Origin of the sequence: Sphingomonas sp. 179-A 2A2 NHS, from assembly GCF_045371305.1 — a bacterium.
In the GTDB taxonomy this organism is placed as follows: Bacteria; Pseudomonadota; Alphaproteobacteria; order Sphingomonadales; family Sphingomonadaceae; genus Sphingomonas.
Map to the genome: position 1 here is coordinate 306,197 of NZ_JBIQDE010000002.1, position 13,167 is coordinate 319,363.

Genomic DNA, 13,167 nt, shown 5'->3' on the forward strand with positions numbered 1-13,167 from the left:
CGAGCGGACGCGGTAAGCGATTGCTCATGCGCCGGATCATTATCGCCATCGCGGGGATCAGCGGCGTGCTCGCGGCCTATCCGGTGGCCGGGCTTGTCGGGGGCACGATACCGAGCAACGCCGGCTGGACGGAGCCTTCAGCGGGCATCGTGCTCTATGTCGAATCAAATGGCGTCCACGCGGGCATCGTCATGCCCAAACAGGCCGCGGGGGTTGACTGGCGCGGCGTCTTCCCGGCGCGCGACCTCGCCGATCCGCGCTACGCCGGGTTCGACCATGTCTCGATCGGCTGGGGCGAGCAGGACTTTTACCTCGAAACGCCGACCTGGTCCGATCTCAGGCTCTCTACCGTGATCGCCGCGGCGTTCGGGAGCGATCGCACGCTGGTGCATGTCGATCACGTGCCGCGGCCCAAGGCCGGAGAAGACGTTCGCCGTGTCATCGTACGGCCGGCCGAATATCGCCGCCTGGCCGCCTACGTACAGGCGTCACTGGTGCCGGGCGGTCAGCGCTATCCCGGCTATTACGGCTACGACGCTTTCTACGCCGCCAGGGGCCATTACAGCGCGGTGCACACCTGCAACGCCTGGATCGGCGATGCTTTGCGTTTCGCCGGTATCCGTATCGGCGCCTGGACGCCTTTTCCGTCAACCGTCCTGCACTGGTTCCCGGCTCAGCAGTGATTGCTCCAGCAAATTTCCGCGGTAAACGGTTACACGTTTTAAAGGGGATCTTATGGCTTTCGCCCACGGCACAAACACCGCCAACAGTGCCGACCCGGTGCCTGAAACGGGCGATGGCGGGCATGTAGACGCGCCGGATCTGCGCTGGTTCGTCTTCGCACTGTTCTTCATCTTCGGCGGCATCACCAGCCTCAACGACATCGTGATGCCGAAGCTGCAGGAACTCTTCACCCTCAGCCACGCGCAGGCGAACCTGGTCAATTCGGCCTTCTTCCTCGCGTATCTGCTGTTCTCGCTCCCGGCCGCGGCGATCGTGCGCCGTGCAGGCTACATGCGCACCGCATCGATCGGCCTCGTCACCATGACGGTGGGCTGTCTGCTCTTCATCCCCGCATCGAGTTCGGCGACGTTCGGCATGTTCCTGCTGGCGCTGTTCGTGCTGGGTGCCGGCATCACGGTGGTGCAGGTGGTGGCGAACCCGCTCATCTCGCTGCTCGGGCCGGCGCGCACCGCGCACAGCCGCCTGACGTTCGCGCAGGCGTTCAACTCGCTCGGCACGACGATCTTCCCGCGCGTCGGCTCGACACTGATCCTCGGCAGCCTCGCCGGCGTCAGCGCGTCGGCGCTGAGCGGGCCGGCGCTGGACGCATATCGCGTCGAGGCGTCGCGCGCCATCGTCCACACCTATATCGGCCTTGCCGTTGCGCTGCTGGTGATCGCCGCGGTCGTCTGGACGCGGCGCAACCGGTTGCAGGAGGAGCAGGAGCAGACCGGCTCGATCTTCCACGCGCTGACGTTGCTCGGCCGGCCGCGCTTCGCATTCGGCGTGCTGTGCATCTTCCTTTACGTCGGTGCGGAAGTGGCGATCGGCTCGAACCTCGTCGTGTATCTCGCGCAGCCGACGGTTTGGAACGTGCCGCACCAGATCGCGGGCAATTACGTGCCCTTCTACTGGGGCGGCGCGCTGATCGGGCGTTTCCTGGGGTCGGGGCTGCTGCGTGTCGCGTCGCCGGGCAAGGTGCTGGCGTCGGCCGGAACGCTGGCCATCCTGCTGATCGCTTACTCCGCCAACGCGACGGGCGTGTCGGCCGGCTGGGCGCTGATCGCGGTTGGCCTCGCCAACTCGGTGATGTTCCCGACGATCTTCAGCCTTGCGTCGGAAGGGCTGGACAAGCGCGCGGCGGAAGGGTCGGGCGTGATCGCCACCGCGATCGTTGGCGGTGCGGTGATCCCGCCGCTCTACGGCTCGCTGGCCGACGGGTTCAACAGCCTGTCGTTCGCGCTGATCCTGCCGGTGCTGTGCTACGTGGTGATCGCCGGCTTCGGCGTGTTCGCGCGGCGCCCTGCCGTGGCCTGATGCCGACAACAGGCAAGAGACTGAGCGGTCCCGGCCATGTGCCGGGGCCGCTTTTATTTTGCATGAGCAGCAGTGCTTCCAGGCGGGGCAGGGCGCCCGTGTAGAGCTTAGGGCGTGGGATGGCCGCCATGGCCACATCGCCGTGAGGAACCGCCGTGGCGGCCCTCCAGCGGCTGCTCAGGCGGTATAGTCGATCGGGTAGAGTGCGGCAGCGATCTGCCGTCCTTCGCTGCGCAGCACGCCCCAGGCGCGCGCTGCGGCGCGGCTGTCCATCGCCTCCATGCCGATGTCGCGCGCCTCGAGCGCCGTCACCAGCCCGCGGGGCGGCCGCGCCAGCAGCTTGCCGGTGCCCACCAGGACGAACTCGGGGTTTTCTTCCAGGACGGCCTCAAGCGCCTCGATCGTCAGGTCGCCGAGGACAGGGGGGCTCCAGCTGCGCGCTTCCTTCACTGTCAGCAGGGCAGCGGGAAGGACCGTTTCCTCATCGATGCGAAAGCCGGTGCGGGTGAAGCCGCGCACCAGCGGCCCTCCCGCGCTCCGGTCAAGGCTCATCCGCACCGCGTTGGTCGCCCTTAAGCGCGCGGCTCGCGCGGGGCGACACGCTCGGCATTGTCGATGCTGCCGCCGCGCGCCGGCTTGTCGGGCGCCGGGTTGGCGCGCAGGCCGAGCACGATCAGCAGCGACGAGGACACGTAGATCGACGAATAGGTGCCGACGACGATGCCCAGGATCATCGCCGCGGTGAAGCCGCGCAGCACGTGGCCGCCCAGGAACAGCAGCGCGCCGAGCGCGAGCAGGATGGTGACCGAGGTCATCACCGTGCGCGGCAGCGTTTCGTTCACCGACAGGTTCACGATCTCGCGGATGTCCATCTTGCGATAGCGGCGCATGTTCTCGCGGATGCGATCGTCGATGACGATCTTGTCGTTGATCGAATAGCCGATGATCGTCAGCACCGCGGCGACGATGTTGAGGTCGAACTCGAACTGCGTCAGCGCGAAGAAGCCCAATGTCATCAGGAGATCGTGGACGATCGCCGCGATGGTCGAGACGCCGAACTGCCATTCGAAACGCACGATGGCGAACAGGCCGATGCCCAGGATCGACAGGACGACGGCCAGGATACCGTTGCGGATGAGCTCGCCCGAAACCTTGCCGGAAATGGTCGAGTAACGGCTGAACGTCGCGCCGGGGAACGCCTCGGCGATCGCGAGCTCCACCTTCTTCACCGCGGCGTTGGTGGCACCTTCGTCGGCACCTTCCTGCACCGGCAGGCGGATGGTGAGCGTGCGCGGATCACCGAACTGCTGCAGCGATGCCTCGCCCAGGCCCTGGGCGTCGACCACGGCGCGCAGCTTGTCGAGATCGGGCGGCGTTGCGAACCGCTCCTCGATCATCAGACCGCCTTCGAAGTCGACGCCGAAGTTCAAACCCTTGGCGAAGGTGATGCCGACCGCCAGCACCGACAGGATCAGCGTCAGGCCGAACGCCCAGCCACGCAGGCGGACGAAATCGAAGTTCGTGTTGTCGGGGACGAGCTTGAGGAGTTTCATTCGCAAACCTCCGCCAGGCCCGCACCGGCGGGCATGGCGATCAAGGTGGGGGAGGCGATCATATGTTGATCGTCTGCGGCCGCGTGCGGCGCAGCCACTGCGCAACCAGCATGCGGGTGAAGAGGACGGCGGTGAACACGCTGGTCGCGATGCCGATCAGCAGCACGACGGCGAAGCCCTTCACCGGGCCCGAGCCGAGCAGGAACATGATGATGCCCGAAATCGCGTGCGTCATGTTCGCCTCGAAGATCGTGCGGCTCGCTTCCTTATAGCCCAGTTCGACCGACTGGACCACGCTGCGGCCACGATGCCGTTCCTCGCGGATACGCTCGTTGATCAGCACGTTCGCGTCGACGGCGGTGCCGATCGTCAGCACGAAGCCGGCGATGCCCGGCAGCGTCAGCGTGCCGCCGATCAGCGCCAGGACGCCGACGATGACGAACACGTTGATGATGACGGCGAGGTTCGCATAGATGCCGAAGCGGCCGTAGGTCACGAACATGAACGCGACGACCAGCGCCACCGCGACGGCGGAGGCGAGGATGCCGGCGCGGATCGATTCGGCGCCGAGATCCGGGCCGACGGTCGATTCCTCGACGACCTTCAGCGTCACCGGCAGCTTGCCCGACCGCAGCGCGATGGCGAGCGCGTTGGCGCTTTCCGTCGTGAAGCTGCCCGAGATCTGCGCGCGGCCGCCGATGATCGGCTCGTTGATGTTCGGTGCCGAGATCACCTGATTGTCGAGGATGATGGCGAACGGCTTGTTGACGTTCTCCGTCGTCACCCGGGCGAACTTGCGGCCGCCCTGGCTGTCGAAGGTGATCGCGACCTGCGGCTCGTTGGTCTGCTGGCTGAATTCCTGACGGGCGTCGGTCAGCTGGTCGCCGGTGAGGATCGCCGTGCGCTTCACCGCGATGAACGGGATACCGGCGGGATTGTTGGGATAGGGAAGCACCTGGCTGCCCGGGGGCGCCTGACGAGCGACCAGTTGCTGCGGGGTCGCGCTTTCGTCGACCAGCTTGAATTCAAGCTTCGCGGTCTTGCCGAGCAGCTCCTTCAGCGCCTGCGGATCCTGCAGGCCGGGCACCTGCACGACGATGCGGTTCGAACCCTGGCGGATGATCGTCGGCTCGCGCGTGCCGAGCTCGTCGATACGGCGGCGGACCACTTCGGTCGCATCGCCCATCGCGGTGTCGATCGCCTGGTCGAGCCCGGCCTTGGTGGGGGTGAGCACCAGGCGGCTCGAATCGACCACCTGGATGTCCCACTCGCGCTGGCCGGTCATGCCGACGCCGCCGCCCGTGATGCTCAGCAGGCGCTCGCGTGCCGCGTCCACCTGGCTCGGATCACGCAGCAGGAACGAGAGGCGCCCGCCGCGCGTGGAGATGTCGCCGATCTCGATCCGCGGCTTCTGCCGCCGCATCTCGGTCTGCACCTGTTCGCGCATCGCTTCCAGCCGGCTCGCGGCGACGTCGTTCACGTCGGCCTCGAGCAGCAGGTAGCTTCCCCCGGCCAGGTCGAGGCCAAGGTTGATCCGCGGATGCGGGAAGCTGCCCCACTGGTCAGTGATGCGCTGCGGCAGAAGGCTGGGGATGGCGAGCGCGCAAAGCACCGCAATCGTCAGCCAGATCGATACGACCTTCCAGCGCGGGAAATCGAGCATCTCGGTTGCCCAGTCTTAGTCGTTGGCGGGCTTGGAGCCGAGCGCGGTCACCTCGGCGAGCGTGGCCTTGACCACACGGACGCGGGTGTTCGGCGCGATCTCGACCTCGACGAAGCGTTCCTCCACCTTGGTCACCTTGCCGACGAGCCCGCCGGCGGTGACGACGCTATCGCCCTTCTTCACCGCGGCGACCGCATTCTGCAGCGCTTTCATGCGCTTCTGCTGCGGGCGGATCATCAGGAAATAGAAGACGATGAAGACGAGGATCAGCGGCGCGAGGCTGAGGAAGCCGGCGAGGCCACCCTGCGAGCCGGCGCCAGTCGCCGTCTGAGCATAAGCTGGGGAAATGAACATGCCGTCCTTGCGTGCACATGGGGCGCGGGGCCCGAGATCGGACCCCACGTGAAGCGCGAGCCGCTACCATCGCTGCGGCCTTGGCGCAACTCGCGCGCCGCGATAGGTGCTGCTCGCGACCGGTCGGCAACACGGCCGCCAACGGGAGAGAATGATGACGATTTTGGTGATGGGCACGATCAAGCTGGGTGAGGGCGAAGGCGCCAAGGCGGCCAAGCTGTTCGCGGATCATGCGGCCGTGGTGAAGACCGAGGAAGGCTGCGAGGAATATAGCTTCGCCTTCGATGCGGCCGATCCCGATCTGGTCCGCGTCGCCGAACGCTGGGCCAATGCGGAGGCGCTAGGCGCACACGGCCAGGCGGAACACCAGAAGGCATTCGGCCGCGCGCTGCGGGCCCATTCACCCAGCGCCATGTCGATCGACGCGTGGGACGGGCAGCATTGGCGCAAGCTGATCTGAACGGTGCTTGCATAACCGGCGGGCGCGGCGTAGAGCCGCGCCCCTCGGTCGGGGCGTAGCGCAGCCTGGTAGCGCATCACACTGGGGGTGTGGGGGTCGCAGGTTCGAATCCTGTCGCCCCGACCAGAGATTTCCGCCACTCAGCTGGCGGGTGGAGCGGAAGCGACGTGTCGCTTCTCTCCCCACAGGGCACCTGATCCTTATTGGCACGTCTGCGTGCTGCACCCGCACAGCTACGAAGCGCATGGCAGGGACGGCAGGCTGCCGAGCCGCGGCAACATTGCGTGGCAGGCGGTTGAAAACACGATGAGCCATGCGAGCTACGCCAGCGGCTTTAATCCGGCGGCATTGACACGTCCGGCCCTCGCCGGTTGGTCCTCGGATCAACGAGCGATCTGCGCAGCATCGGTGCAGGCTGCGCTTCCGCATGTGGCGCGCCGCGCCTCGGCTAGAAGTTGAACACCACGTTCGCGAACGCGCCGGTCCAGGTCGGCGCCTTGCCCGGAAGCTCCGCCTTGATGCCGGCGCCGGGGAAGGACGCGGCGAGGCCGATCGTCAGGAACAGATTCTCGGTCAGGATCTGGTTGTATTCCAGGAAGAGGTCGTCGGACAGATGGTGCTTGGTCACGCCGTCGACCAGGTTGAAGCCGCTCGGCGTGGAGACGAGGCGGGTCGCCTGGCCGAACTGCAGCGGGCTCTCCAGCTTGTCCGCGCTGATATAGGCGTAGCGCAGCGTGACCGTGATCTTGTCCGACGGCTGAACTGCCGCGCTGAACTCCAGCGCCTTCAGATTGGTGTTGATGAACACCATCGATGATTCCGCGCCCGTCGCCCAGATGCCGGGCGATCCCTCATAATAAAGCGGATCGAACCGCTCGAGCTTCGGCGTGTTCGGATCGTCGCCGGAAAAGAATTTCGCAGTGTAGATCAGCGTCGGCTTCCAGGGGGCCTCGGCGAACGTGTAGCCGATCTGCCCGCGTGCCGCCCAGGCGGACATGTTGATCCGGTTGTTCCACTCGTAGGCGACATCGCCGGTGACGAACCAGTTGCGCCAGATGCCCTGGTCGCGGCTGCCCTTGAAATAGAGGTTGATGACGTTCGTCTTGTCGCGCCCGTCGGGGATGATGGTCGGCGCGCCGATGCCCCCCGGCGCGGCGCGGATGTAGGGGGACTGCGATTTCAGGGCGTTGATATAGGTGAAGCCGATGAAGTCCTCGTTCGTCGCGTCATAGCGGAAGTCGACGCCGGCAAGCTGGTTGTGCCCGTTATTGGACTTCAATTCGCGCGGTTCGATGAAATAGCCGGTAATCGTCTGGCGACCGTTGATGATGCGGCCGATTGCGGCCTGCTTCCACGCCTTGCGCGGCCCGAACTTCAGCGCGCCCCGCTCGAACCCGTTCACGCCGCCGTTGGCGATGAGCATGCCGCTGCCCAGCACCAGCTCGCGCGGGCCGAGCGACAGGTCGAAATTGGTGCCGGTGCCCTCGGTGCGGAAGCCAAGATAGCCTTCCTCCAGCGTGATCGCGCCCTGGTTGCGCGAGTCGAACGCGTCCGTCCCCCAGGTGCGCGACGCGACGCCCGAGATCTTGCCGTAGAAGACGTTGCCGCCCGAGAAGGCTTTATCGAAGCCGATCCCCGGCTTCACATATCCCTCGAGCCAATCCTCGTCGGAATTGAACTTCGATTGCGGCGAATAGGCGGATGCGAGATTCCAGAAGAGGTTGTTCTCAACATCGTAGTCGAGGCCGCCCTGCAGATACCAACGCACATGCAGCCCGTCCTTGTCGTAGATGTCGGTGATGGGCGGTCTGTCCTTGGCGGCGGCGGTGAGCTGCTCGGTCCGCAATCCGGACGGGCCGCCTTGTGGCAGCGTGGGCGGGCCAGACCGTCGTATCCTACCGTCAATCACCTGGATGCCGTCCGCGCGGCCGGCGGGAATGTCGCCGGATGTGCGGCGTGCCGGCGGCGCCTCCTGCACGGCTTGCGCGACGATGGCGGGCGGCACATCCATCATTGTGTGAGTTCCCGCCACGATGGAGTGGCGTCGGCATCGCGCCGGGAGGCATTTGCCTGCCCAAGCATCGTCTGACGACTGCTGCCCATAGACTTGCTCCCTTTGAGCAAATTTGTACGACGCGCTGAATCCAGGACATATAGTGGCAAGTACTTATCGAAAGGCGAAGATCACTTCTTCGCAGGTGAGAGCCGATGGAGTCTGCTGACAACACTGAACGTGTTCATCTGTTGTGATCTTGTCATGCCGGAATTTCCCGAAGCCGTTCAGTCACATCGGAACGTTTGCGCATTCAGGGAAATAGGTAAATTCGCGGATATGTACCCCTTCAAGATGGTCTAACCTGAATGCTGTAGTCCCCACGTGCAGGGGGCAATAGGCGCGTCGATGACGATGAAGGAGCCGATGGTGCCCTGACTACAGTGAGGAACCATTGATAAACTGAACGAAGCGCGCCCGGACGCCGCAGTTTGCCGTGTTTCAGGAAAATGGAGGCCGGACATGTGTACGGGGCTCAGCTTCGCTACCAAGGATCATTATTTCGGCCGCAATCTCGATTACGAGCGATCCTATGGAGAATCGGTCGCCGTCACGCCGCGCAACTATGCGATCGAGCTTCGCAAGCTTCCGCCGATCCCCACCCACCATGCGATCATCGGCATGGCGACGGTCGTGAATGATTCCCCGCTCTATTACGATGGCACGAACGAGAAGGGGCTCAGCATGGCCGGGCTCGCCTTCATGGGGAACGCCGTCTACCGGCCAGAGGAACCGGGCAAGACGAACGTCACGTCGTTCGAGTTCGTCCTGTGGGTGCTCGCGCAGTTCGAGACCGTTGACGAGGTCAAGGAGGCGCTGCGCGCCGTCAATCTCGTCGACATCGCGTTCAGCGAGGGCCTGCCGCCGTCACCGCTGCACTGGATCATCGCCGATCGGTCGAAGTCGATCACGGTGGAGCCGATGCCCGACGGGCTGAAGGTCTATGACAATCCGGTGGGGGTGCTGACCAACAACCCCACTTTCGATATTCAGTTGTTCAACCTCAACAATTTCATACACCTGTCGCGCTATTCGCCGACCAATACCTTCTCGGACGCGATCAAGTTCGACGTCTATAGCCGGGGCATGGGTGCGCTGGGCCTGCCGGGGGACCTGTCTTCCTCGTCGCGCTTCGTGCGTGCCGTCTTTACCAAGATGAACTCGATCGCCGATGAATCCGAATCCGCGTCGGTCAGCCAGTTCTTCCACATTTTGGGGTCGGTCGCCCAGCAACGCGGCTGCGCGAACGTCGGCGGCGATCAATATGAGATCACGATCTATTCGTCCTGCTGCAACGTCGACAAGGGCATCTATTACTACACCACGTACGAGAACAGCCAGATCACTGCCGTCGACATGCACAAGGAGGATCTGGATGGATCGGCGCTCGCTAATTATCCGCTGATCCAAGGCCAGCAGATCCGGATGCAGAACTGACCGCCCGCGTCTTCGCGCCCCACGTCGCAACAGCGCTCACATGATGGAAGGTGGCGGCCGATGACGAGCGGCGAGCTTATCGAGCAGCATATGCTGCATCAGTTGCTGTCCTTCATGGATCTGGGCGGCACGTTTGTCTTTGCGATCAGCGGCGCGATGCTGGGCGTTCAACGCCGCCTGGACATATTCGGCGTGCTGGTACTGTCGTTCGCCGCCTCCAGTGCAGGCGGTATCCTGCGCGATATCCTGATCGGTGTGGTGCCGCCGGCAGCGATCAGCGACTGGCGCTATCTCGCGGCCTCGGTCGCGGCGGGGCTGATCATCTTCCTGTGGTACACGCCGATGTCGCGCCTCCACAATGCGATCATGATGTTCGATGCCGCTGGCCTTGCCCTCTTTTCGGTCGCCGGCGCGGAAAAGGCACTGGCGCACGGGCTTGATCCGCTGATGGCGGCGCTGCTCGGAATGGTGACGGGGGCGGGCGGCGGCGTCGCGCGGGATATTCTGGTGGCGCGCGTGCCAGCGATCTTGCAGAGCGACATCTATGCGGTTGCAGCGCTGCTCGGCGCGGGGCTTGCGGTGACGGGCACTCACTTTGGCCTGCCGCTGGTGCCGACGATGATCGTCTCTGCCCTGGCCTGTTTCGGCGTGCGGGTAGCGGCGATCCACTTCGGCTGGCGCTTGCCGGTCGCACTGTCCCCGGACCGCGAACCGGGCGGCGAAGCTCGAAAACAAGCCGGCGTGTTGAAGCGGCCGACTGGTGGCGAGCTCAAGTGAAGCGGTTGAGGAACTGGCGGCGCATCTCCGGCCCCCAATCATCAGTGCCGCACCGCCCCACCATGGCCTTGGCGCTCCAGTCGCGCACCATCCGCGGCACCTGATCGGCGTCGAGCGGACGGCTGAACAGGAAGCCCTGTGCCGCGTCGCATCCCTTCAGGATCAGGTATTTCGCCTGTTCCGGCGTCTCGATGCCCTCCGCCACCGTATCGATGCCGAGGTTCCTGGCCAGATCGATGACCGCGCCAACGATCGCCGCGTCCTCGCCATCTGCGGAGCCGAGGCGCGAGACGAAGGACCGGTCGATCTTCAGCGCGTCCACCGGGAACTGCTTGAGGTGGGTCAGCGAAGCATAGCCGGTCCCGAAATCGTCCAGCGCGATCGTCACACCCTCCGCTGACAAGGTGGTGAGCGCAGCGCTGACGTTGGCGGCCAGCTGACGCAGGAACACCGTTTCCGTCACCTCGAGCTCAAGGAGGGAAGGGGACAGGTTTGCGCGATGCAGGCGTTCCAGGATCCGGTCGGCAAAGTCGCCGCGCCGGAAATCTTCCGGAGAGCCGTTGATCGCCAGCCGGCCGAAGTCGAGGCCGTGCTCCTGCCATTGCGCCATGTCGGTGATGGCGCGGTCGAGCATCCGGTCGGTGATCTGAACGGACGTTCCCGGATCGTCGAACGCGGCCGCGATGGCATGCGGCGCCAACAGCCCCTGTTGCGGATGGTGGAGCCGAAGCAGCGCTTCCAGCCCCAGAAGCTTGCCGCTGCGCAGGCACACCTTGGGCTGGTAGAACGGCACGATCCACTCGCCCTGCAGGGCGGCGCGTGCATCCGACAGCATCTGCTTCTGCCGCTCCGCGTCATCGCGAAGTTCGCGCTGGAAGGTGCGAGCCCGGCCCGGTCCGTCGCGCTTGGCGGCGTACAGGGCAAGGTCAGCGCTCTTGTGCAGTTCCTCCGCGACGGCGCCGTCGCGCAGCGCGACCGCAATGCCGGCACTCAAACCGACCTCGATCGTACGGCCGGCGTAGACCATCGGGGTGGATATGTCGGTCAGCAGCGTTTCGATGGCGCCGATACTGTTCTGGCCACCCGCGGCGCCCGGCAGGATGATGGCGAATTCGTCGCCGCCGAGCCGCGCGACCGTGGCCTGGCCTGGCGCGGACTCCATCAGCCGCGCCGCGATCTCGCGCAGCAGCGCATCACCGCAATCATGGCCGAGGCTGTCGTTCACCGTCTTGAAGCCGTCGACGTCGAGCACGACCAGGATCACTTCGTGGCCGAACCGGCGCGCATCCTCCAGCGCAGCGTCCAGGCGCTCGGCGAACAGCAGCCGGTTGGGCAGGCGGGTGAGCGCATCGTAATGTGCGGCGAACCGCAGCTCGTCCTGGAAGCGCCGTTCGGCCGTCACGTCCTGCAGCGATCCGATCAGCCGGGTCGCACGGCCCTCCTCGTCGCGCACCACATAGCCGCGGCTTCGCATGTGGAGATATTCGCCCGAGGCGGCGAGCATGCGAAACTCCTCCGACCAGTAAGTGAAGGCCGGATCATCCAGCCTCACCTCGGTGCCGACCCTGCCGCGATCGTCGGGATGAACATGCGCCAGCAGCCAGGCGAACGAGGTGCCTTCGGCCGTCTCCGGGAAGCCCAGCACGGCGCTGGTCGCCCCGCTCCAGGAGATCACGCCCTCATCGACGCGGAAGTCCCAGATGATGTCGTTGGTGGCACGGGACGCGAGGCGATACCGCTCCTCGCTGTGCTGCAGCGCCTGCTCCGCGAGCACCTGGTCGTGGATGTCCTCCAGGTTGCCGTACCACGAGATGATCGTGCCATCGGCGTCCCGCCGCGGGGCGGCACGCGAGCGGAACCAGCGATAGCTGCCGTCGGCGACGCGCACGCGGAAGCGGGCGTCCGCCAGGTCGGTCCGCCCTGATGTCAGCGCCTCTCTCCACTGCGCTCGCGTGCGGGAAAGGTCCTCCGGATGAATGTTGTCGATCCAGCGCGCGCCCAGCGATTGCTCGACCGGCAAATTGGTCAGCCGTGTCCAGCGCGGGCTGAGTTCAGTCAGCAGGCCATAGGGGTCGCTGATCCAGGGGATCTGCGGGTTGAGGTCGACCGAGTGGCGGTAATGCTCCTCGCTTTGTCGCAGCGCTGCGATAAGCTCGCTCATCGCCGATTGCGCCTTGATCGAGGCCACCATGGTCGCGTGGTTCGCGGTCAGCGTGCGCAGGATCACGCCCGACACGAGCAGGAAGCTCGCCGCCGTGCCCACCTGGTACCAGTCGCCCGACCCCGCCAGCGTCAGCGTGATCGGCAGCGCGCCGAACAGCAGGACGAAGCGGCCCGCGATCGGCAGTGCCTGCAGGCAGTAGCAGCAGCTGATCGAGCCGACGAAGACATAGAGCGCGATCGCGGTGGCCCGCGACGGCCCGGCTTCCTGCAGCAGCAGAACGCCCCAGGCGCCGAACCCCGCGCTCAACACGGCGGATACGAACACCGTCCCGCGGAAATAGCGCCGGATCGTCTCCGGATCGGGATCCTTGAACCCGCGGAAGATCCATATTCCCGATCGCGCCGCGGTGCCGACGAGCAGCAGCAGCGGTGCAGCAAGGCTGTAGGTGAGAGGCACCTCGCCCACCGTGGCAAGCGCTAGGAACCCTGCATTCATCAGCATCAGCGCGTACATCAGCGGGATCTGCGTACGCAGGTTCGCGAACTGCGCCCGGACCAGATCGTCGGGGCTGTTCGTGATTTCCTTGAGCGGACTGGACAGCATGGGCTTGATCACCAACCGAACATAGCCGTTCGCTATCGGCGCCTTTCCGTTAAGATCACGTGA

General features: G+C 65.3%; 11 protein-coding genes and 1 tRNA gene. 6 read left to right on the plus strand and 6 right to left on the minus strand.

What is annotated here, in order from left to right; genetic code table 11:
- The first annotated feature begins 26 nt into the window (after positions 1-26).
- Positions 27-683 carry a TIGR02117 family protein gene (locus tag ACH0AE_RS04670; protein ID WP_294445025.1) on the plus strand — a complete coding sequence of 219 codons (657 nt, stop codon included), beginning with the start codon at positions 27-29 and terminating at the stop codon, positions 681-683.
- 52 nt (positions 684-735) lie between these two features.
- A complete protein-coding gene (locus ACH0AE_RS04675; protein ID WP_294445026.1) occupies positions 736-2,040 on the plus strand; it encodes a sugar MFS transporter in 1,305 nt (434 codons plus the stop codon).
- Positions 2,041-2,217: 177 nt separating this feature from the next.
- On the opposite strand, the gene ACH0AE_RS04680 is transcribed toward ACH0AE_RS04675, so the two are convergent.
- Genes ACH0AE_RS04680 through yajC form a run of 4 tightly spaced genes read right to left on the minus strand, consistent with a single transcriptional unit; the run spans position 2,218 to position 5,610 of the window.
- Positions 2,218-2,592, minus strand: a complete 375-nt coding sequence (locus ACH0AE_RS04680; RefSeq protein ID WP_294445027.1) for an Mth938-like domain-containing protein — start codon at positions 2,590-2,592, stop codon at positions 2,218-2,220.
- A gap of 20 nt (positions 2,593-2,612) precedes the next feature.
- Positions 2,613-3,593 (minus strand): protein translocase subunit SecF, encoded by a 981-nt coding sequence (gene secF / locus ACH0AE_RS04685; RefSeq protein ID WP_294445030.1) that lies wholly within the window; start codon positions 3,591-3,593, stop codon positions 2,613-2,615.
- Positions 3,594-3,651: 58 nt separating this feature from the next.
- A complete protein-coding gene (gene secD, locus ACH0AE_RS04690) occupies positions 3,652-5,256 on the minus strand; it encodes a protein translocase subunit SecD (protein WP_294445031.1) in 1,605 nt (534 codons plus the stop codon).
- 15 nt (positions 5,257-5,271) lie between these two features.
- Positions 5,272-5,610: a preprotein translocase subunit YajC gene (yajC, locus tag ACH0AE_RS04695; protein ID WP_294445032.1), complete on the minus strand. Its 339-nt coding sequence runs from the start codon at positions 5,608-5,610 to the stop codon at positions 5,272-5,274.
- 154 nt (positions 5,611-5,764) lie between these two features.
- Between yajC and ACH0AE_RS04700 the strand changes: the two genes are divergently transcribed.
- Together ACH0AE_RS04700 and ACH0AE_RS04705 are read left to right on the plus strand one after the other, a co-directional pair.
- Positions 5,765-6,070: a putative quinol monooxygenase gene (locus ACH0AE_RS04700; RefSeq protein ID WP_406875493.1), complete on the plus strand. Its 306-nt coding sequence runs from the start codon at positions 5,765-5,767 to the stop codon at positions 6,068-6,070.
- Positions 6,071-6,119: 49 nt separating this feature from the next.
- A tRNA-Pro gene (locus ACH0AE_RS04705) sits at positions 6,120-6,196 on the plus strand.
- A 322-nt stretch (positions 6,197-6,518) separates the two neighbouring features.
- Here ACH0AE_RS04705 and ACH0AE_RS04710 read toward each other — a convergent pair.
- Positions 6,519-8,084, minus strand: coding sequence for an alginate export family protein (locus ACH0AE_RS04710; protein WP_294445204.1), 1,566 nt, complete (start codon positions 8,082-8,084; stop codon positions 6,519-6,521).
- 501 nt (positions 8,085-8,585) lie between these two features.
- Between ACH0AE_RS04710 and bsh the strand changes: the two genes are divergently transcribed.
- Both bsh and ACH0AE_RS04720 read left to right on the plus strand, forming a co-directional pair.
- Positions 8,586-9,560: a choloylglycine hydrolase gene (gene bsh / locus ACH0AE_RS04715; RefSeq protein ID WP_406875494.1), complete on the plus strand. Its 975-nt coding sequence runs from the start codon at positions 8,586-8,588 to the stop codon at positions 9,558-9,560.
- A 60-nt stretch (positions 9,561-9,620) separates the two neighbouring features.
- On the plus strand, positions 9,621-10,337 hold the full coding sequence (locus ACH0AE_RS04720) for a trimeric intracellular cation channel family protein (protein ID WP_294445167.1): 717 nt from the start codon (positions 9,621-9,623) through the stop codon (positions 10,335-10,337).
- Here the strand turns inward: ACH0AE_RS04720 and ACH0AE_RS04725 are convergent.
- Positions 10,330-13,104 carry a bifunctional diguanylate cyclase/phosphodiesterase gene (locus tag ACH0AE_RS04725; RefSeq protein WP_294445166.1) on the minus strand — a complete coding sequence of 925 codons (2,775 nt, stop codon included), beginning with the start codon at positions 13,102-13,104 and terminating at the stop codon, positions 10,330-10,332. The genes ACH0AE_RS04720 and ACH0AE_RS04725 overlap by 8 nt on opposite strands.
- Positions 13,105-13,167: the final 63 nt, after the last annotated feature.

What these genes read in the sequence shown, in the direction of transcription:
- ACH0AE_RS04670 (WP_294445025.1), top strand. Translation starts at nt 27, where the DNA reads ATGCGCCGGATCATTATCGCCATCGCGGGGATCAGCGGCGTGCTCGCG.
- ACH0AE_RS04675 (WP_294445026.1), top strand. Translation starts at nt 736, where the DNA reads ATGGCTTTCGCCCACGGCACAAACACCGCCAACAGTGCCGACCCGGTG.
- ACH0AE_RS04680 (WP_294445027.1), bottom strand. Translation starts at nt 2,592, where the DNA reads ATGAGCCTTGACCGGAGCGCGGGAGGGCCGCTGGTGCGCGGCTTCACC.
- secF (WP_294445030.1), bottom strand. Translation starts at nt 3,593, where the DNA reads ATGAAACTCCTCAAGCTCGTCCCCGACAACACGAACTTCGATTTCGTC.
- secD (WP_294445031.1), bottom strand. Translation starts at nt 5,256, where the DNA reads ATGCTCGATTTCCCGCGCTGGAAGGTCGTATCGATCTGGCTGACGATT.
- yajC (WP_294445032.1), bottom strand. Translation starts at nt 5,610, where the DNA reads ATGTTCATTTCCCCAGCTTATGCTCAGACGGCGACTGGCGCCGGCTCG.
- ACH0AE_RS04700 (WP_406875493.1), top strand. Translation starts at nt 5,765, where the DNA reads ATGACGATTTTGGTGATGGGCACGATCAAGCTGGGTGAGGGCGAAGGC.
- ACH0AE_RS04710 (WP_294445204.1), bottom strand. Translation starts at nt 8,084, where the DNA reads ATGATGGATGTGCCGCCCGCCATCGTCGCGCAAGCCGTGCAGGAGGCG.
- bsh (WP_406875494.1), top strand. Translation starts at nt 8,586, where the DNA reads ATGTGTACGGGGCTCAGCTTCGCTACCAAGGATCATTATTTCGGCCGC.
- ACH0AE_RS04720 (WP_294445167.1), top strand. Translation starts at nt 9,621, where the DNA reads ATGACGAGCGGCGAGCTTATCGAGCAGCATATGCTGCATCAGTTGCTG.
- ACH0AE_RS04725 (WP_294445166.1), bottom strand. Translation starts at nt 13,104, where the DNA reads ATGCTGTCCAGTCCGCTCAAGGAAATCACGAACAGCCCCGACGATCTG.